Origin of the sequence: Kribbella soli (assembly GCF_004331345.1) — a bacterium.
GTDB lineage: Bacteria > Actinomycetota > Actinomycetes > Propionibacteriales > Kribbellaceae > Kribbella > Kribbella soli.
Window position 1 is genome coordinate 436,230 of record NZ_SJJZ01000006.1, and the last position, 19,077, is coordinate 455,306.

22 protein-coding genes are annotated in these 19,077 nt (G+C 68.6%); 6 read left to right on the top strand and 16 right to left on the bottom strand.

All coding sequences use genetic code 11. The features are described 5' to 3' along the window. Positions 1-2: 2 nt before the first annotated feature. Positions 3-614: a TetR/AcrR family transcriptional regulator gene (locus E0H45_RS41185; protein WP_131348037.1), complete on the bottom strand. Its 612-nt coding sequence runs from the start codon at positions 612-614 to the stop codon at positions 3-5. Between the two features lie 70 nt (positions 615-684). Between E0H45_RS41185 and E0H45_RS41190 the strand changes: the two genes are divergently transcribed. Beyond that, positions 685-1,485 carry a Rossmann-fold NAD(P)-binding domain-containing protein gene (locus E0H45_RS41190; protein WP_131348039.1) on the top strand — a complete coding sequence of 267 codons (801 nt, stop codon included), beginning with the start codon at positions 685-687 and terminating at the stop codon, positions 1,483-1,485. Between the two features lie 25 nt (positions 1,486-1,510). Here E0H45_RS41190 and E0H45_RS41195 read toward each other — a convergent pair whose 3' ends face one another. From E0H45_RS41195 to E0H45_RS41225, 7 genes are read right to left on the bottom strand one after another with little or no spacing between them, the layout of a single operon-like run. Continuing rightward, complete coding sequence (locus E0H45_RS41195) at positions 1,511-1,909, bottom strand: pilus assembly protein TadG-related protein (protein WP_131348041.1); 399 nt, start codon at positions 1,907-1,909, stop codon at positions 1,511-1,513. A gap of 50 nt (positions 1,910-1,959) precedes the next feature. Further along, on the bottom strand, positions 1,960-2,409 hold the full coding sequence (locus tag E0H45_RS41200) for a TadE/TadG family type IV pilus assembly protein (protein WP_131348043.1): 450 nt from the start codon (positions 2,407-2,409) through the stop codon (positions 1,960-1,962). After that, entirely contained in the window at positions 2,406-2,792 is a 387-nt protein-coding gene (locus E0H45_RS41205; protein ID WP_131348045.1) for a TadE/TadG family type IV pilus assembly protein, read from the bottom strand. The genes E0H45_RS41200 and E0H45_RS41205 overlap by 4 nt, the downstream gene beginning before the upstream one ends. Then, entirely contained in the window at positions 2,792-2,989 is a 198-nt protein-coding gene (locus E0H45_RS41210; protein ID WP_131348047.1) for a hypothetical protein, read from the bottom strand. Before E0H45_RS41210 ends, E0H45_RS41205 begins: the two co-directional genes overlap by 1 nt. Positions 2,990-3,003: 14 nt before the next feature. After that, positions 3,004-3,942 carry a type II secretion system F family protein gene (locus E0H45_RS41215; RefSeq protein WP_131348049.1) on the bottom strand — a complete coding sequence of 313 codons (939 nt, stop codon included), beginning with the start codon at positions 3,940-3,942 and terminating at the stop codon, positions 3,004-3,006. Then, entirely contained in the window at positions 3,939-4,799 is an 861-nt protein-coding gene (locus E0H45_RS41220; RefSeq protein ID WP_131348051.1) for a type II secretion system F family protein, read from the bottom strand. Before E0H45_RS41220 ends, E0H45_RS41215 begins: the two co-directional genes overlap by 4 nt. Continuing rightward, entirely contained in the window at positions 4,799-6,079 is a 1,281-nt protein-coding gene (locus E0H45_RS41225) for a TadA family conjugal transfer-associated ATPase (RefSeq protein ID WP_131348054.1), read from the bottom strand. The genes E0H45_RS41220 and E0H45_RS41225 overlap by 1 nt, the downstream gene beginning before the upstream one ends. A gap of 248 nt (positions 6,080-6,327) precedes the next feature. Between E0H45_RS41225 and E0H45_RS41230 the strand changes: the two genes are divergently transcribed. Beyond that, a complete protein-coding gene (locus E0H45_RS41230; RefSeq protein WP_337590435.1) occupies positions 6,328-6,834 on the top strand; it encodes a SigE family RNA polymerase sigma factor in 507 nt (168 codons plus the stop codon). A gap of 16 nt (positions 6,835-6,850) precedes the next feature. Beyond that, positions 6,851-7,630: a hypothetical protein gene (locus tag E0H45_RS41235; RefSeq protein ID WP_131348056.1), complete on the top strand. Its 780-nt coding sequence runs from the start codon at positions 6,851-6,853 to the stop codon at positions 7,628-7,630. Here E0H45_RS41235 and E0H45_RS41240 read toward each other — a convergent pair. After that, positions 7,627-8,370 carry a GntR family transcriptional regulator gene (locus E0H45_RS41240; RefSeq protein WP_131348057.1) on the bottom strand — a complete coding sequence of 248 codons (744 nt, stop codon included), beginning with the start codon at positions 8,368-8,370 and terminating at the stop codon, positions 7,627-7,629. The two genes, E0H45_RS41235 and E0H45_RS41240, sit on opposite strands and share 4 nt — an antisense overlap. Positions 8,371-8,487: 117 nt before the next feature. Here E0H45_RS41240 and E0H45_RS41245 point away from each other — a divergent pair, with 117 nt between their 5' ends. Next, on the top strand, positions 8,488-9,039 hold the full coding sequence (locus E0H45_RS41245; RefSeq protein ID WP_131348059.1) for an RDD family protein: 552 nt from the start codon (positions 8,488-8,490) through the stop codon (positions 9,037-9,039). A gap of 209 nt (positions 9,040-9,248) precedes the next feature. After that, the gene (locus tag E0H45_RS41250) at positions 9,249-10,250 is read left to right on the top strand and encodes a Gfo/Idh/MocA family protein (protein ID WP_131348061.1); all 1,002 of its coding nucleotides are present in this window, start codon (positions 9,249-9,251) and stop codon (positions 10,248-10,250) included. On the opposite strand, the gene E0H45_RS41255 is transcribed toward E0H45_RS41250, so the two are convergent. Beyond that, a complete protein-coding gene (locus E0H45_RS41255; RefSeq protein WP_131348063.1) occupies positions 10,205-10,948 on the bottom strand; it encodes a CTP synthase C-terminal region-related (seleno)protein in 744 nt (247 codons plus the stop codon). The genes E0H45_RS41250 and E0H45_RS41255 overlap by 46 nt on opposite strands. Before the next feature lie 76 nt (positions 10,949-11,024). On the opposite strand from E0H45_RS41255, the gene E0H45_RS41260 reads away from it, so the two are divergent. Further along, the gene (locus E0H45_RS41260) at positions 11,025-11,906 is read left to right on the top strand and encodes a LysR family transcriptional regulator (protein ID WP_131348065.1); all 882 of its coding nucleotides are present in this window, start codon (positions 11,025-11,027) and stop codon (positions 11,904-11,906) included. Here the strand turns inward: E0H45_RS41260 and E0H45_RS41265 are convergent. The 6 genes from E0H45_RS41265 to E0H45_RS41290 all read right to left on the bottom strand — a co-directional run bounded on the left by E0H45_RS41265 (position 11,892) and on the right by E0H45_RS41290 (position 18,998). Then, entirely contained in the window at positions 11,892-13,040 is a 1,149-nt protein-coding gene (locus E0H45_RS41265) for an aminoglycoside phosphotransferase/kinase family protein (protein WP_131348067.1), read from the bottom strand. The genes E0H45_RS41260 and E0H45_RS41265 overlap by 15 nt on opposite strands. Before the next feature lie 442 nt (positions 13,041-13,482). After that, positions 13,483-14,985, bottom strand: a complete 1,503-nt coding sequence (locus tag E0H45_RS41270) for a CoA-acylating methylmalonate-semialdehyde dehydrogenase (RefSeq protein ID WP_131348069.1) — start codon at positions 14,983-14,985, stop codon at positions 13,483-13,485. Positions 14,986-15,031: 46 nt separating this feature from the next. Then, on the bottom strand, positions 15,032-16,093 hold the full coding sequence (locus tag E0H45_RS41275) for a Gfo/Idh/MocA family protein (protein ID WP_131348071.1): 1,062 nt from the start codon (positions 16,091-16,093) through the stop codon (positions 15,032-15,034). After that, positions 16,090-16,950, bottom strand: coding sequence for an ATP-binding cassette domain-containing protein (locus E0H45_RS41280; protein WP_131348073.1), 861 nt, complete (start codon positions 16,948-16,950; stop codon positions 16,090-16,092). The genes E0H45_RS41275 and E0H45_RS41280 overlap by 4 nt, the downstream gene beginning before the upstream one ends. Further along, on the bottom strand, positions 16,947-17,993 hold the full coding sequence (locus E0H45_RS41285; RefSeq protein ID WP_131348075.1) for an ABC transporter permease: 1,047 nt from the start codon (positions 17,991-17,993) through the stop codon (positions 16,947-16,949). The genes E0H45_RS41280 and E0H45_RS41285 overlap by 4 nt, the downstream gene beginning before the upstream one ends. A gap of 9 nt (positions 17,994-18,002) precedes the next feature. Beyond that, positions 18,003-18,998: a sugar ABC transporter substrate-binding protein gene (locus E0H45_RS41290; protein ID WP_131348077.1), complete on the bottom strand. Its 996-nt coding sequence runs from the start codon at positions 18,996-18,998 to the stop codon at positions 18,003-18,005. Positions 18,999-19,077 lie beyond the last annotated feature (79 nt).

Below are 19,077 nucleotides of genomic sequence, written 5' to 3' on the forward strand. Positions count from 1 at the left end.
GCTCAGGCGAGACCACGACGAAGAACGGCGAAGACTTCGGCGATCGCGTTCTCCAGCGCCGTCTGTGCGCGGTCGAGCTCGTCGGGTGACGCGTCGTCGGGCAGCGTGCTCATCAGCTGCTCCTCGAGGACCTTCTGTGCGGCGGCGTACAGGGCCGCAGTCAGCCGGTTGCGTAGGTGGTCCGGCGACCGCTCGTCGAGGGCCTGCGTGAGCGACGTCTCCAGCTCGTCGGCGGCCAGCCGGCGCCGGGCGAGCAGTGCGGGGCTGCCCTCGATCGTGCGCACGAACTGCTTCCAGGTGGCCAGATGACCGACCTCGAGCCGATCACGCGTCCCCGCCAGGTACTGCGCCTCCAGCACGTCCACCGGATCAGCCTCCGGCGGCGCCTCGCGGACCGCCCGCGCCGGCCCCGTCCACCACCCCGGCTCGTCGAAGAACAGGTCCTCCTTCGCCGGGAAGTGGTTGAACACCGTCTGTACGGCGACATCCGCGGCCCGCGCCACCTCGGCGACCGTGACCGCGTCGAAGCCGCGCTCGAGGAACAGCGCGGTGGCCACGTCCGAAATGGCCTGCCGCGTCTGCTGCTTCTTGCGTTCCCGCCGCCCGAGCTCCATTGCACCGACCCTAGCGGATCTGCTTTACTGATTCCATTATTGTAGTCACTCTAATTTTGGAGCACCACCAATGACTGTTCTCGTCACCGGCGGCCGCGGCGCGATCGCCCGCGCCGTCACCGCCGGCCTGATCGCGGCCGGACAGGACGTCCGCGTCGCCAGCCGCGAACCCTCCGCTCTCCCGTCGGCCGTCGCCTACGACCCGGCCGACCCGTCCGAAGCGCTCCGCGACATCAGCCAGGTCTTCCTGTACTCCTCCCCGTCCACAGCGCCCGCTTTCGTGGCCGCAGCCGAAGCCGCCGGCGTGAAGCAGGTCGTCCTGCTCTCGTCGCTGTCGTCGCTGGGCGGTCCCGAGGACCCACACGCGAAGACCGAGCACGTGATCGCGGACGCGTCGTACGCGACCACTCGGCTGCAGCCCGGCGCGTTCATGAGCAACGCGAAGTACTGGGCCTACCAGTTCCGCGCGACCGGTCAGATCCGGCTGCCGTACCTGGAAGCCGAGGAAGCACCGATCCACGAGCAGGACATCGCCGATGCGGCTGTGCGTGTGCTGCTCGACGGGCCGGGCAACGGGCACGACGGTCGCGGGTACCCGATGACCGGACCGGAGTCGATGACGCGGCGGCACCAGATCGGGCTGGTCACCGACGTCACCGGCGTACCGATCGAGGCCATCGACCTCACCCCTGACGAGGCTCGCGCCGAGATGCAGATGCGCGACGAAGGTCAGCGCGAAACTCTGCTGGCCTACTGGGCGTCCCGCGTCGGAACGCCGGCCACCATCGAGCCCGGCGTCGAACTCCTCACCGGCCGCACCGGCCGAACCTTCACGACCTGGCTCACCGACAATCCCGGCCTCTTCACCTAGAAGGGTTCGCGCGGACAGCCTCCGGTCAGCGGATCGGGACGATGGCGGCGGCCTCGGAGGCGACGTCGGCCGTGCCCGGGAAGCCGGGCGGCTGGAACGGGAGGTCGGCGGTGGACGTGAGCCGCACCGTCACCGTCGTACCCTCGACGTCCACGGACCAGTCGAGGTCGTCGAACCTGTTGCCCGCGGCAACGTCGTCGAGGTAGTCCGCGGTCAGCCGGCGCGCCTGGTCAGGGTCGATCGTGGCGTTGCCGCCCGCGCCGGGCTGGGCGTAGACCGCGGCGAGACCGTTCGCGGCCGCGAGAACGGCACCGTCCGCGGTCGCATCGAGGTCACGACGGACCAGGAACGCCTTCGAGATGTCGGTAACCACGACGACCATCAGCAGGATCACCACGGTGAACCCGACGATCAGCACGGTCATCTGTCCCTCTTCACCCCGCCTGCGCCTAGGGGGTGTCAGATACCCCCTAATCATCCGGTGCCCTTCGCCTGGCGGTAGTCGCCGAACGCCTCGGTGTGCGAGGAGCTGATCCGGATCGCCGGCGGTTCGCCGCCGAGCGCATCCGGGATCAGCGGCAGCCGGACCTTGGTTTCCAAGGTGACCGTGACGGTCGAGCCCGGCTGCAGACAGGCCGGACTGCAACTGATCGTGAGCTCGTCCGAGCTGAGCTCCATGCCCTGGTCCTTCATTGCCAGCTCCGCGGCGTCGAACGCGCGCGCCCGTGCCTCGTCCTCGGACACCCCGTCCGGCACGATCACGAACGCCCGCCCGGCAGCGCGGGTCGCCGCGGTGGCGCCGTACGACGCTCGCTGTACGTCGAACACGCCGAGCATCATGTACACCAACGGGACCATCAGCAGGATCGCCAGCCACGAGAACTCCACGACGGCGCTCCCGCGTTCGTCCCGACGGCGCCTCACTCGCCGGTCTCCTTCACCGCATGTCCCTCGACGGTGAACGAGATCCCCGGCCCCCACAGCCCGAGCGGTGGCATGTGCGCGTGAACGGACACCTCGACGCCGGGCTGCCCGTCGATATCGGTCTCCTCCGCGGACACCGAGTCGACCAACTGGTCCGCGACGACACCCGCGATCAGCTCCCGCGTGCGTGCCGCACCGTCGTCCGGTGCCCGGTTGAGCACGGCCGCGTAGTGCGCACCCTCGGAGGCCGCGGCCGTCACCGTGTTGCGCACGTACAGGAACAGGCCGACCTGGAGGATGCCGAGGAACAACGGCAACAGAATCGTCGAGACCAGCACGAAATCAACGACCGCCGAACCCCGCTCATCGCGGGCCCGGCGCATTACTTGTTGCTGACCGAGGACAAGGCGTTCCGGAGCATGGTGGCGAGTTGGTCGCCGGCCAGTTTCCAGATCGCGACGACCAGGCCGGCCGTCATCACGGTGATCAGCACCCAGCCGGGTACGTCGCCGCGCTCCTTCCGCGCCGGACGTGGCTTCAGCAGCAACGTCAGGAACAGCCTCGTCAGGTATAGGGACATGACCTCTCCTCAGTTCATCCGGCGATCAGCCGGATTCCGACAGCGCCCGGGTAGAAGGCGAACGCGATGGTCACCGGAAGGACCAGGAAGATCACCGGGACCATCATCGCGACCTCGCGCCGGGCACCGGACTCGATCAGTTCGCGGCGCCCGGCTTCCCGGATGTCACCGGCCTGCGCCCGCAGTACGTCGGCCAGCGGGGTGCCGCGCTCGAGCGCCACCGCCAGCCCGTCCGCGAAGCGCGAGAGCGCCAGCAACCCGGTGCGGTCCGCGAGCGCGTCGAGCGCGCGGACCAATGTCTCTCCTGCCCTGGTCTCCGCCAGGACGCGTTTCAGCTCGTTGGCCAGCTCACCCCGGGACGACCGCGCGACGCGGTCGAGGGCAGCGGCCGGACCTTCACCGGCCGCGACCGACAACGCGAGCAGCTCGGCCACGGTCGGAAGCTCGGCCAGCAGGCGCCGCTCACGCCGCCGGACCTGTGACGTCAGGAACGTGTCGCGCCCGAGGATCGCGGTGATCCCGAGCACCAGACAGAACACCAGCAGCGCCACCGGATCCCCGAGACCGACCGCGACAGCGACGACCGAGATCACCAGCCCGGCACCGAAGGCGATCGCGCCCCAGAGCAATTGCTCGATCCGGAACTCCTCGACCGTCCGGTCCAGCCCGGCCCGCTGCAACCGCCGGCGGATCGTGTTCGCGCCGCCGAGGATCCGCTCCAGCCGCTTCGCCGCGGACCGCAGCGACGGACCGAACAACCGCAGGATCGCGTAGAAGGGCGACCGCGAGTCGATCACGCCGACGAAGACGTCGGGCGCACCGAGATCCCGCAGGTACGGCGAGATCCGCTCGTCCACCGTGGGTTTGCGCAGGAACGGCAACCGCAGCACGACGAGCAGCAGCCCGGCGCCGAGCGTCGCGCCGAGGAAACCACCGAGCAGCATCGGGCTCATCGCAGCACCCGCTCGGGCTCGGGCAGCCGGCCGATCCGCAGCATCACCCGGTACGCGATCACACAGATCACGGCGCCCACGGCGATGATCAGCGCGCCGACCGGCGAGTTGTACCGCTGGATGACGTCGCCCTGGAAGGACAGCAACAGCAGCACCAGCCACGGCGCCGCGACCGCGACCCGTGCGCCGTTGACCGACCACGACTGCCGGGACTCGAGCTCGGACCGGGTCCGCGCGTCGTCGCGCAGGAACGACGACAGCGACCGCAGCAACCGGCCGAGGTCGCCACCACCGACCTCGCGCGCGATCCGCAGCGCTTCGACCACGCGGTCGCCGACCGGGTCGGCCAGCCGCGCCTTCAAGCGGTCCAGCGACTCGGCGAACCGGCCGGTGGAGGCGTAGTCCGCACCGAACTGCCGGAACGCGTCGCGCAACGGCAACGGCCCGCGCTCGCCCACCTGAGCCAGTGCCTCCGACAACGACAGCCCGGCACGGACGGCGGAAGCAATGTTGTCCACCACGTCCGGCCACAGCTCACGGAACTCGGCCAGCCGCTTGCGGCCCCGCGACCGCACCAGCGCGATCGGCAGCCAGCCGGCCATCAGCCCGAACACCACCCCGACCGGCAATGTCTTGGACACCGCGAACATCAGCAGGAACGCGACCAGCGCCATGAGAATGCAGGCGCCGATGAACGCACCCGGCGTCAAACCTTCGATCCCCGCGCTCGCGAGCAGGTCCCGGCTCTTGCCGCGCAGCCGCCCGTCCGAGCCGGGCACGGTCTCGATCGGCGCCACGAACGCCGCGATGATCAGCAGCAGACCGACGCCGAAGAACAGCCCGATCAGGAGCCCCATCAGCTCGCCGCCCCACGCGGCAACTCGGTGAGCAGCCCGGCCACGTTGTACCCGGCCTGCTGGAACCGCTCCGCATGCGGCAACTGCCCCTCGGCGCGCCGCAGATACCCGTCGCGCGTACTGAACAGGGTCTCGGTCTCGATCGCCTGCTCCTCCAGCCGTCCGGTGACGGCAACGATCTCGCGCACCCGTCGGCGCCCGTCCGCCGCGATACCGAGATGTACGACGATATCGACGCAGCCGGCCACCGTCGGCAACACGAACCGGGAGCCGATGTTCTCGCCCGCCAGCAGCGGCAGCGTGCACATCTTGGTCAGCGCCTCACGCGCCGAGTTCGCATGGATCGTGCACATGCCGGGGAGGCCGCTGTTCAGCGCGAGCAGCAGATCGAGGCATTCCTCGCCGCGCACCTCGCCGACGATCACCCGGGACGGCCGCATCCGCAGCGACTCCTTCACCAGGTCGCGCAGCCGCACCTCACCGGTGCCTTCGAGACCGGCCTGCCGGGTCTGCATCGACACCCAGTCGGGGATCGGCAGCTTGATCTCGAAGACCTCCTCGCAGCTGATCACCCGCTCGCTGCCGGGGATCGAACCGGCCAGCGCGTTCAGCATCGTGGTCTTGCCGGCCTGCGTGCCGCCGGAGACCAGCACATTGAGGCCGACGGCAACGGACGCCTCCAGCACCGCGGCCGCGTGCGGCGTCAGCGAACCGAGCTGGACCAGGTCGGTCAGCCGGGTCGCGCGGACGGTGAACTTGCGGATGTTGATCGCCGCATACCGCTGGGTGATACCGCCCAGGACGATGTGGACGCGGCTTCCGTCCGGCAGCCGGGCGTCGGTGAACGGCTGCGAGACGTCGATCCGGCGGCCGGTCGTCTTCAGCATCCGCTCGACCAGGTCGCTGACCTCTTCCTCCGTCAGCACGGTCGTGGTCAGCTCGTGCCGGCCCTCACGGGCGATGAACACCCGGCTGGGCTCGTTGATCCAGATCTCCTCGACGGACGGGTCGTCCAGATAACGCTGCAGCGGCCCGAAGCCCGCGACCCGGTCGTGGACCTCGCGGCTGACCGCCTCCAGGTCGCCGATCGGCGGCACCACACCGCTCAGACTGCGCTCGTCGTACTCCCGGACGACCGTGGCGACGATCGAGTTCACCGCGCCCGGGTCGCGGAGCGGGTCGATGCCTTCCCGGCGCACCACGTCGCGCACCTGCGCGTCGATCAGCTCGATGGCACCGCTCCAGCTCGAGCGGTGCGCGTCGAGCCTGTCCGCAGTCATCGATCTCCCCGTGTGAGTCCCGTCTGGCGACCACGCTCGGTCACCATGCGGGGACCATCCTTTCAACCGTGGGGCGTCCGGCGCCACCTGCGTTCGCTGCCCTGTGGACAACCGTGACACGCCGCTGGCTCACTGACCGTATCGATCGGGTCACGGCCCGGTCCAGAAAATTGCAGGTTGTTGCAATCCCGTAGGTAACAGAACCGCCACTCACGGCGTCGAACCGGGTGACAGGGGACCTCGGGAGGGTGGCTTTGACACGGTCGACGCAGGATTTCGAGGAGTTCGCCAAAGCGCGGACACCACAGCTGTACCGGTCGGCGTGGCTGCTGGCCGGCGAGCACCACCTGGCCGAGGACCTGGTCCAGGAGACGCTGGCCAAGCTGTACCGAGCGTGGCGGCGGGTGGAGCAGACCGACAACCCAGCGGCGTACGCCCAGACCGTCCTGGCGCGGACGTACATCTCCCAACAGCGTCGACGGAGCTCGACAGAGCGACCCGTGGAGCGGACACCTGATCGGGCGGACCAGACCGGCGACCACGAGCTCCGCCTGTCCTTGCTGCAGGCAATGGCCGAGTTGTCCCCACTCGACCGAGCAGTGCTGGTACTGCGGTATTTCGAGGATCGCAGCGCGGAACAGGTCGCGTACGACCTCGGCAAGAACACCGGTGCGATCAGGACACGCACGTCACGCGCACTGAACCGCCTCCGGGCAGTTCTGGGCGACGAAGCTGTCCATCTGGCCGCACTATGACCTGGGAGCCCTGCCAATGACGAACCTTCACGACAGCCTCCCGGACCTGATGCGCCAGGCAACTGAGGACCTGCAGCCCGCCACACCCGAGCTGGTTGCTCGCGGCATCCGTCGCGGCAAGGTGCTGCGCCGACGCCGGACCGCGCTCGCGGGTCTGTCCGGCGCAACCGCCGTACTGGCCACCGTCGGAGTCATCATCGGCGGCAGTCAGGTACTGCGAACCGATGCCCAGGTAGAGCCGGCCACCACACCGACTGTCACCACGGCTCCGACGGTTCCGACGCACAGGGCCGTGTCACGGCCCGTGACGCCGGCGGAGACTCTGGCGACGCTGACTCGCCTCCTCCCGAACGGCCTCACCCCGACCAACTCCACGACGTCCGGTGGCTACGGCCTCGGGACGAACGAGGCCAGCGTTCTCCTGGACGACGGTGCCGGCGCCTCACTGCTCACGCTGAGCATCACCACCGCGGACGCAGTCACCGACTGCAACCCGTTCCCGCCCGGCACGTGCACCATCCACGCAGACGGCAGCGTGCACGTCGTGTACGACAACCAGCCGCTGTACACGGACGGCCCGAACCCTGGTGGCGTCCGGGAGACCATCGTGGAGCTCTTCCGGCCCAACGGCACCCAGATCAGCCTGACCAACTACAACGCCCCCAAGGAGAAGAGCGAGCACACCCGGCCCAGTCCGCTGCTGACAGCCGCCCAGCTAGCGCAGATCGCTCGCAGCACGCAGTGGGTCTTCCCACCCCGCCAGGCCGACGACTTCCAGCCCGGTCCGGGGTCTTAGCGGTGTACGAGCGTGTGCTCGAAGGAGTAGCGGCTCGCGCGGTACAGGTGGGAGCCATACTCGACCGGCTGGCCGTGGTCGTCGTACGTGATCCGCGTAGTCGCCAGAAGCGGTGAGCCCGGCTCCTCCGACAGCAGCTTTGCCTGCTCGGGCGTTGCCGGTATGGCGGAGATGGTCTGGTGCGCCACCTTCAGCCGGACCCCCTCGGCTCGCAGGAGTTGGTAGAGACCACGCTCGGCCAGTGTGGCCGGGTCGGTGTCCAGGATCTCTGGCGGCAGCCAGTTGCGCATCAGAGCGAGCGGTTCGCCGTCTGCTCGCCGCAGTCGCTCCAGCCGCAGTACACGGTCGCCCAGCTCGCATTGCAGTGCAGTGGCAACCTCTGCGGTCGCAGGTGAGATTCCGAAGCGCAGTACGTCGGTTTCGGGCTTACGGTGCGCTGAGGTGAGGTCGTCGTACAGGCTGGTCAGTTCGAGCGAACGACGTACCTGTCCGGAGTTGCCGACCACCTGGGTGCCGACGCCGCGTTTGCGGACCAGAAGGCCCTGGTCGACCAGACGGGCGATGGCCTGACGGACGGTCGGCCGACTCAGTCCGTAGGCCTCGGCCAGGTCAACCTCGTTGCTCAGCCGGGACCCGACGGGCAGTTCGCCGCCCTGGATGGCCGCCTCCAGCTGCTGCGCCAATTGCACGTGCAACGGCGTACGGCTGTTCCGATCGACCTGGACCTGGACGGTACTCATGGGCTCATCCTGAAGGCTGGACCGGAATCCGTCGAGCCACCACCCGAATTTGATCAGACCTGCGCTACCGTGCCTCGCGACCGGAACCAGGATGATCGGCAGGGACGTCAGTTGGTTGTGACCGACGATTCGAAGGCGCGCGCCGAGGCCATGCAGCAACTCCGCGGGCACACCAGACCGCTACTCGGCGACAAGCTGACCAAACGCGTCCAGGCCCACCACAATGGCGCGCTGTACGTCGAGTCGACGTGGTCGGGCGCATTGCTGGCCTGGCTGGTCGACAGCGTGCTGGTCGACGGTACGGCGGTCGCCCTGGGCGTGCTCTACTACGTGCGCTCGACGGACCCCAACAAGACAGCCGGTGCGGTGATCATCGCGATCACGCTGCTGTTCGTCCTGCCGCTGCTGTACGGCTGGTTCTACGGCAACGGCCGCGGTATCGGCGCGCTGCTCACCGGCACCCAGCTGGTCCGGGTCGAGGACGGCAGCCGGGTGGGCCTGGGCAAGGCCGGCTGGGCGATGCTGATCCGTACCCTGTTCCTGCCGCTCGTGTTCTGGGCCGCGTTCGGAGGCGGCGGCACCGTCAGTGGAGGCGAGACCCGCCGGGTCAGCATCGACGTAGCGGACACCGAGCACCTGAAGGCCACCGGTTTCCATCACCTCCCGTAGCGGCGCACGCTGAACAAGGGCCCGACGCCGGGTGAACTTTGCGATCCGGGAGGTCCGGATCGCGGGCACCGGGTTTGGAGCCCGGGCATGGTGGGGCAGGATGACGGCTTGGTCTGCTCGGTGAGCCATGTCCTGAGGAACTATCGGGTTCGCCGCTCTCGAGGAACTCGCCCCACGCCGCCCGGATGGTTGTCAGCAAGGGAGAACGCATGGAACCGCTTCGCATCGGCATCCTCGGTGCCGCTCGGATCGCCGGCCGGGCCATCGTCGAGCCGGCCAAGCTGACCGGCGCGCGGCTGGTCGCGGTCGCCGCGCGCGACACCGGCCGCGCCGAAGCCTTCGCCGCCGAGCACGGCGTCGAACGCGTCCATGCGTCGTACCAGCAACTACTCGACGATCCGGAGATCGAAGCCATCTACAACCCGCTGGCGAACGGGCTGCACGGGCCGTGGAACCTGCGTGCCCTTGCCGCGGGCAAGCATGTGCTGACCGAGAAGCCGTCGACCAGCAACGCCAGCGAGGCTCGGGAGGTCCGGGACGCGGTTCATTCCTCCGGTCAGGTGTTCATGGAGGCCTTCCACTACGCGTACCACCCGGTGATGCGACGGCTGCAGGAGCTGGTCTCCAAGGGTGAGCTGGGCGACCTGCAGACGGTCGAGACGACCATGGTGATGCCCCCGCCGCCGGACGACGACCCGCGCTGGTCGCTGCCGCTCGCCGGCGGTGCCGTGATGGACGTCGGTTGCTACGCACTGCACGCGCAGCGGATGTTCGCGCCGTACGCCGGTGGCGCGCCGACGCTGATCAGTGCACGGGCCGGTGAGCGCAAGCGACTGCCTGGCGTGGACGAGTGGCTGAACGCCGACCTGGAGTTCCCGAACGGTGCGACCGGTGTGGTGCGGACCAGTATGGCGGCCGAGGACGTCGAGTTCAGTCTCAAGGTCGTCGGCAGCCGTGGTGAGGCGTTCGCCCCGTTCTACGTGCTTCCGCAGAAGGACGACCGGGTGATCGTGACGACCAACGAAGACACCTGGGTCGAGCACCTCGGCACGAAGACCTCGTACACGTACCAGCTGGAAGCGTTCACCGGGGCGATCCGCAACGGCGCGCCGCTGCTCACCGACGCCGACGACGCGCTGGCCACGATGGAGCTCATCGACGCCTGCTACGTCGCCGCGGGGATGGCCCCGCGACCGGTCTCCGCGATCTGATCGCTGCGGCCGGCGACCGCGTGCGCGAACGCCTGGATGAACGGGTGTGGGCGTCTGCCGTCGCCGGCCAGCTCCGGCTGGAACAGGCTGGCCAGGTAGAACGGGTGTCCCGGCAGCTCCGCGATGCGCGGTTCGCCTGCGTCGTCGTACCCGCTGAAGATCATGCCGTGCTCGCGCAGTAGGTCGAGTTTGCTGCTGTCCAGACCGTAGGAGCAGTGGTACCGCTCCATTGAGCGCTCTGCACCGAGTAGCTCGGCCGCGCGGGTACCTGGTCGCACCTGCACTCCACCCTCGTGTCCGTCGAGCGAACACTGCAGCGGCACGATCAGGAGCTCGTCGGCGTCCGGCGAATACTCACCATGCTGTACGCCGGTCGCGCCGCAGACGTTGCGCGCGAACTCGAGCATCGCGTGCTGGAACCCACCACACGTACCGAGGAACGGGATCCCGTGCTCGCGGGCGATCCGGACCGCGGTGACCGCACCGGCCTCGCTCCGGTACGGGCTGCCGGGCAGCAACCAGATCCCGTCGAAGCCTTCGAGCGCAGCATCCACGTCGTCGCTCGGGACCCAGTAGACATCGAGGTCCAGGTGATCGCGCTCTTCGAGTTCCTTGAGCAGGCCGGGGATCCGGGCGTGCGAACGAACATGCGGTGAGCGGTCCCCGACCAGTGCGAGGCGTCCGGAGTAGGCGTTCATGGGTCCATCCTCGGCTGACGGTGAGCATCAGCGCCAACGATGATCTCTGCATGGCCGATCAGAGATACTGATACACGTGGATCCTCATCTGCTGCGGACGTTCGTCACCGTCGCCGACTGCGGATCGTTCTCCGCGGCCGCGGAGCGACTCGGCTACACCCAGTCCGCCGTGTCCCAGCACATCGCCACCCTGGAGAGCGACCTCGGTACGCCGTTGCTCCGCCGACGGCCCGTCGTACCGACGCCGGCCGGCGAACGCCTGCTCGAACACGCCGGCCCGATCTTGCTCCGGCTGGACGCGGCGCGCGCCGACGTACGCCGTACCGTCGCGGACCCGCCCAGCACCCTCACGCTCGCCGCGTCTCCCCTGGCGGCCAGGTCACTCGCGACCGCGCTGGCCGAGGTACGACGTACTTATCCCGGCACCGAGACGTCGCTGACCGTCTGCGGGCGCGATCAGGTCGTCGCGGGTGTCGCCGCCGGCACCTTCACGCTCGGTCTCGTGGACGGCATCGCCACCCCTACCGACCCTCTCAACCTGACCAACGCCGTACAGCTCCGCACCACCTCGGTAGCCCACGACACCCTGGTCGTAGCCCTCCCCACAACCCACCCGCTGGCCCGGCCTGGTCGTCGTCTCTCGCTTGGCGATCTCGCAGATGCGCGGTGGATCGACGCCCCCGACCTCGCCGCCCCACTGGCGACGTTGCGCGCCGCGGCCGGCTCCAACGCGCTCCGCCCGGCCTTCACCTACAACGGCACCGACCTCCACACCCTCCTCACCCTGATCGGCTCCGGCCACGGCCTAGCTGTCCTCCCGCGCTCAGCGCTCACACCGGACGTCGCAGCCGTCCCACTCACCACGCCACGTCTGGTGCACCGCACGGAGCTCCTGCACGGCCACCTGTCCGACCCGACAGCCGAAGCCGTGGCCACCGCTCTGTCAGACCACGAGTAGTTGCTCCAAGCCACTACGGGTCATCGGCCGATCAAGCACCCCGACAGCCTCCCGCTCGGCGAAGACCGCGTGGTCGGCATCCTCCGGGTTGATCGCCTCACAGATCGCGTTGTACGTCCAGTTCAGCCATCCGGTGATCGCGACCGCGAACGAATCCAGCTCAAGCTTCGGCCACTCCCGCACCTCGCCGTACCCGTCCCGGAACGCCAACAGCCCACGCTGGTTGACGTCCGGCCGCATCAGCCAGTGAGTCAGCACGGAGCCGAGCTCGAGCTCGGGGGTGAGCGAACCCGCGAAATCCCACTCCATCACGGTGAGCTCTCCGTCGCGTCCCTGGCGAACATTCTCCGGGTTCAGATTCCGGTTACAGAGCATCAGTTCGTCGGGTGCGTCGAGCTCGATCGCTTGCAGCTCGCGGAACGCAGGCAGGCGTGCGTCGAGTTGCTCGGCCCACGGTTTGCCGGCCGCACGGGCACGACCGAGCAGGTGCTGCCAGTCGGCCTCTGAGCGGCGGTAGGCCAGGTAGCCGTGGATCGGCTCGTCGCTCGGGATGGCCAACGCGTGCAACGTCCCGAACAGAGCACCCGCTCGACGAGCCATGGCCGTCGACACCGGCAGAACTGGAGCCGGACCGACCTCGAGCCACTCGTGCACGCGCCAGTTCTCGCCTCGCACCTTCTCGATCAGGCGTCCGTGTGGACTGATCGCCCCGGCCGGGGCGGATACTCCCGCCGCGACTGCAGCTGCACGGAGCCGGGCGCCGAGCTCGGCTTGCTCATTCGTGATCCAGTCGTAGACCGTGACGGCCAGCCACCGCCCGCGATCGGTGGTGAAGTCCCAGCAACGCCCCATCGCGGTGAACGACACGGGTTTGGCCGGCCCGGTCAGCGTCCCCAGGTCGAACGCTTCGGCTAGCGCCTCGGCCAGGCCGGCGGGAGCCGTGGGCGTGTCCGCTACCCGGCGCTCGACCTCGGCCTTCAACGCCGGCCAGTCGCGCACGCCGTACTCCGCGGCCAGCGCGCGTTGCGCTTCCGCGAGTGAAGCGTCCGGCTTGGACTCCCGGAGTACCGCGAGGAGATCCTTCGCTTCCTTGCGCAGGTACTCGATGCTGGGCCGATCAGGCAGCAGTCTCACAATGCGTCCTCTCGCACCCGGACTCGCACGGGTCTCAAGAGAGCGTCATCGACCGCACTCAGCTTCGGAAATCGAGGTGGCTTCCAGCCTTCCGGCGAGTCTCGACGCGCCCTCGAACGCACCTGCGAGGCTACCCAGCCCCGACCCGCCGGTCAACGGTTACCTGCGCCGGCCCGTCCGGGACCGCAGTCCCCGGGGAACTGCGGTCCGGACGCTACTTCCGCCCATGTTTGGTGGACGGGATGACCGAGCTGTCGGCCGGGTTGGGTTTCGGCCGTTTGGGTTGCTTGGGCTTGCGGACTTCACGCCCACCTTTGTTCTTCGACATGACGCACTCCGGGGCTTGACGATCGCGGACTGAGGACGGGCCGACGGCCCTGCGTACGCCGCGGTACTCCTCTTGCCCCGGGGGTCACCTTCGACGCTACACCCAAAGGCCCGATCAGTCGTGGGTCGGGAAGCCGAGGTTGATTCCGCCGTGGGACGGGTCCAGCCACCGCGACGTGACCACCTTTCCGCGGGTGAAGAAGTGCACGCCTTCGGTCCCGTGGGCATGCGTGTCGCCGAACAGCGAGTTCTTCCATCCGCCGAACGAGTAGTACGCCATCGGCACCGGGATCGGGACGTTGATCCCGACCATCCCGACCTCCACCTCGTTCTGGAACCGGCGCGCCGCGCCACCGTCGTTGGTGAAGATCGCCGTCCCGTTCCCGTACGGGTTCGAGTTGACCAGCTCGAGCGCGTCGTCGTACGACGGTGTACGCAGCACCGAGAGCACCGGCCCGAAGATCTCGTCGGTGTAGATCGACATCTCCGGCGTCACCTTGTCGAACAGCGTCGGACCGAGCCAGAACCCGTCGGCCGCCCCGTCGAAGTCACCCGCGCGCCCGTCGACCACCAGCTTCGCGCCGGCGTCGACCCCGGCCTCGACGTACCCGGCGACCTTGTCCCGGTGCGCGCCGGTCACCAACGGGCCCATGTCGCAGGCGCGGGTCCCGTCGCCGGTCTTCAGCTTGCCCATCCGCTCCTTGATCTTGCCGATCAGCTCGTCCGCGATCGGCTCGACCGCCACCAGCGCGGAGATCGCCATGCACCGCTCGCCCGCCGACCCGAACCCGGCGTTCACGGCGGCGTCAGCCGCGAGGTCCAGGTCCGCGTCCGGCAGCACGATCATGTGGTTCTTCGCGCCGCCGAGGGCCTGCACGCGCTTGCCGTTGCGGGTGCCGTTCTCGTAGACGTACTTCGCGATCGGCGTCGACCCGACGAACGACACGGATTTGATGTCCGGGTGCTCGAGCAGCCGGTCGACCGCCTCCTTGTCGCCGTGCACGACGTTCACCACGCCGTCCGGCAGCCCGGCCTCCTTCCACAGCTCGGCCATCGCGTTCGCCGCGGACGGGTCTTTCTCGGACGGCTTGATCACCACGCTGTTGCCACAGGCAACCGCGATCGGGACGAACCACATCGGCACCATGGCCGGGAAGTTGAACGGCGAGATCACCGCGCTGACGCCGAGCGGCTGCCGGATCGAGTACACGTCGACCTTGGTCGAGACGCCCTCGCTGTACCCGCCCTTGAGCAGGTGCGGGATCCCGCAGGCGAACTCGATCACCTCGAGGCCGCGGGTCACCTCGCCGAGCGCGTCGGACAGCACCTTGCCGTGCTCGGCGGTGATCAGCTGCGCGATCCGCTCCTTGTCGCGGTTCACCAGCTCGCGGTACGCGAACAGGACCTGGGCGCGCTTCGTGAGCGACGTCTGCGCCCAGGTCTTCGACGCCTCGTGGGCGACCTTGACGACCTCGTCGACAGTGGCCGCCGACGCCAGGTCCAGCTCACCCGTGACCTGACCGGTCGCGGGGTTGTAGACCTTGCTGGTCCGCTCGGCCACGCCGGTCCACGAGCTGCCGCCGACGAGGTGGGTGATGCGCTTGCTGTCAGTACTCACGATGTTTCCTCACTGCCGGTGGTGTTTCCGAAATGCTGCTGGCGGGTCATCCCAGTACCTCGCTCCGATCGGCCAAGGCGACGTCGACAGGCTTGCCGGTGCTCAACGACTCCAGTCCGGCCTCGCAGACGGCCGCCGCCGCGTAGCCGTCCCAGGCGCTCGGCCCGTCGATCTCACCGCGCACGGTCGCGTCGACCCAGCGCTGCACCTCGATGTCGTACGCCTGCTCGAACCGGACCCGGAAGTCGGCCGGCATCGTGCCGCCCCACTGCTCGCCGGCCCGGGTGAAGACGCCGGACCCGAGGCCGATCGTCGCGCTCCCGCGCTCGGCAACCGCCTCACACCGGACCTCGTACCCGACCTGGAAGTTCACGAACACCTCCACGTCGGCCATCGCCCCGTTCGCCAGCTCGAACACGGCCAGCTGCGGATCGAGTACGCCGTCCCCGACGAGACTCGTCGGCGTCGGGGTGTGCACGGTGATCCGGGTGATCTCCTCGCCGAACAGCCATCGCGCGACGTCGACCTCGTGCACCATCGAGTCCCGGACGATCATCTCGCTCCGGAACGTCGGCGGGGCCGACTTGTTCCGGTGCACGTTGTGCAGCAGCAGCGTCCGCCCGAGGTCACCCGAGTCGAGCAGTTGCTTCAAAGCGGCGTACTCCGGGTCGAACCGCCGCATGAACCCGACCTGGATCACCTGCCGTCCGAGCTTGTGTTCCGCCTCGACCACGCGCAACGCCGACGCCGCGTCCATCGTCAACGGCTTCTCGCAGAGCACCGGCTTCCCGTGCTCCAAGCAGGCGAACAACTGCTCCGCGTGCGCGAACCCCGGCGACGCCAGGATCACCGCGTCGACGTCGTCCGCCGCGATCAGATCCATCGGATCCTCGACCACGCGAACAGTCTCCGCGTGCGTCGTACCGCCCGAGTGTCTCGCCGTACTGGCCGACCTTTCCGACAGCCTGCCCGCGAGTGCCTCGGCCCGGCCCGCATCCGCATCGGCGACGGCAACCAGGCGTGCACCCGACGTCTTCCGTACGACGCGTTCGGCGTGGTCGGCGCCCATCACTCCGACGCCGACGACCCCGACCCGCAGATCGGTCATGTCCCCTCCTGCCCCTTCCGTACATCATCCACGACCACCTCGGGGTTGATCTCCCGCAGCTCGTGGCTCAGCGCTTCCAGCTCGGAACCGCCGGCCATCTCGGTCGTCAGCTCCTCCAGCGTGATCTCCGACCGGTGCGTGTCGAGCGCCACCCGGCCGAGCTTCAGCACGACGAAGTGATTGCCGACCAGGTACGCGTGGTGCGGGTTGTGGGTGATGAAGATGACCCCGATCCCGGCGTCGCGCGCCTTCACGACGTATTTCAGCACCACACCCGACTGGTTCACGCCGAGCGCCGCTGTCGGCTCGTCGAGGATCAGCACCTTGGCGCCGAAGTGGATCGCCCGCGCGATCGCCACACACTGCCGCTGACCACCCGACAGCTTGCCGACCGGCTGCTCGAGATTGGGGATCGCGATCCCCATCTTGGTCAGCTCCTCCTGCGCGATCCGCTTCATCTTCGCCACGTCCAGCTGCCGGAACGGCCCCTTGGTGATCTCGTTGCCGAGGAAGAAGTTCCGCCAGACCGACATCAGCGGCGCCAGCGCCAGGTCCTGGTAGACGGTCGCGATACCGCTGTCGAGCGACTCACGCGGCGAACCGAAGTGCCGCTCCTCGCCGTTCACCGACATCCGGCCGGACGTGTAGTCGTGCAGTCCGGCGATGATCTTGATCAGCGTCGACTTGCCCGCGCCGTTGTCACCGAGGACGCAGGTGATCTCGCCCTGCCGGACCGACAGCGACACCCCGCGCAGCGCCTGGATGTTGCCGTAGCTCTTGCCGACGTCCTCGAGCAGCACGATCGGCGTGTTCGGACTGGTGGTCGCGTCGTCCGCGAACGACTCCGTGGTGGTCATCGTGCCTCCGCCCTGTTCTTGACGACGAGATTGACGATGGTTGCCAGCAGCAACATCGCGCCCAGGAACGCCTTGAACCAGTCCGGGTTCCAGCCGGCGTACACCACGCCGAGCTGGACCATTCCGAAGATCAGCGCGCCGATCGCGCCGCCCACGACCGACCCGTAGCCGCCGGTGAGCAGACAGCCGCCGACGACCGCCGCGATGATGTAGAGGAACTCCTTGCCGACGCCTTCACCGGACTGCACCACGCCGTTCTGCACGAACAGCAGCTGCATACCGGTGAACCAGGCGAAGAACCCGACCGTCATGAACAGGCCGATCTTGACCTTCTTGACCGGTACGCCGACGGCCCGGGCGGCCGCCGCGTCACCGCCGGCCGCGAAGATCCAGTTGCCGATCTGGGTCTTCAGCAGCACCCAGGCGGCGATCGCGACGAACACGATCCACCAGACGACGATGATCTTGATCGTCACGCCGCCGAGCTTGAACTCCGACGCGAACACCGCCTTCGCCGCGCCGAACCCGTCCATGTCACTGATCGAGTTCGACGCGACGGCGCCGGAGGCGAGCCGGGTGACCGCGATGTTCAGGCCCTGCAGGATGAAGAAGGTACCCAGCGTCACCAGGAAGCTGGGCAGGCCGGTCCGCATCAGCAGCCAGCCGTTGAACGCACCGATCGCCAGCGAGAGCGCCAGCGCGACGATCACACCGATCCAGACGTTCAGGCTGAACTGGTAGGCGAACAGGCCCGCGGTCAGGCCGGATGTCGTCACCGCGACACCGGCCGACAGGTCGAACTCGCCGCCGATCATCAGCAGCGACACCGGCACGGCCATCACACCGATCAGCGCAGCCTGGTACAGGATCGTGCCGGTGTTGTTGATGTCGCGGAACGGCGGCGCTGCGATCAGGAAGAACACCAGGATCACGGCCGCGCCGACGAGCGACCCGATCTCGGGCCGGCTCAGCAGCCGGGCGCCGAGGGACCGGGCGGAGACGCGGTCGTCCGCCGCGGCGGGCGAGGTGATGGTCGATGCCATGGCGCTACCTCAGCGCGTCCCGGCTTCGGCGTACTTCTGGACCGCCGCGATGTTCGACTTGTCGATGAACGCCGGCCCGGTCAGGGTCGCCTCGCCGCCGCCGATGGTGTCGCCGTTGGTCTTGTAGAGCCAGATCGCGTCGACGGCGAGGTAGCCCTGCAGGTACGGCTGCTGGTCGACGGCGAACTGCACGGTGCCGTCGCTGACCGCCTTGGCCATCTCCTTGCTCATGTCGAAGCTGCCGATCTTCGCCGACGATCCGGCGTCCTTGGCCGCCTGGACCGCGGTCAGCGCGATCCCCGCGTTGAGCGCGACCACGTAGTCGGCGGTCTTGTCCGCCTGCAGCTTCGAGGTCAGGGTCGCCTGTGTCCCGGGCTGGTCGGTGCCGTTGACGTTCACGTTCTGGGTGGTCGGCAGCTTGTCCTTGATGCCCTGGCAGCGGGCCTCGAGGCTGACGTTGCCCTGCTCGTGGATGACGCACAGGACGTTCTTCGCGCCGAGCTGCTTGAGCTTCTCGCCGGTCGCCTGGCCCGCGATCCGCTCGTCCTGGCCGAAGTACCCGATCGCGCCGGTGGTCTTCCACTGGTCGAGACCACCGTTGAGGACGGTCACCGGGATGCCTGCCGCGATCGCCTTCTTGACGTTCGGGATCACCGCGTCCGGCTTGTTCAGCGTGACCGCGATGCCGTCGACCTTGGAGTCGATCGCGGTCTGCACGAGGTTCGCCTGGGCCGCGCCGTCCGGGTCGGCGGAGTACTGCAGCTCGATGTTGTCCTTCTTCGCGGCCGCCTCGGCCCCGCGCCGCACGATGTCCCAGAAGGTGTCGCCCGGACCCGAGTGGGTGATCATGGCAACCTTCATCCGCGGCGTGTCCGCGACGTTACCGCCGCTGTCGCCGGAGCTCTCCTCCTTCTGCTTGCCGCCGGAGGAACTGCACGCGGCCAGAGCCACCGCGAGCACGCCGGCCGCAACCGCGGCCCCCGCCTTCTTCTGCCACCGAACCATGACTTGGTACCAGCCTTTCAGGTGTTCCGCGGCGCTCCGCGGACTTGCGTGGGACCCGAGAGTGTCACACTCCCGTGGC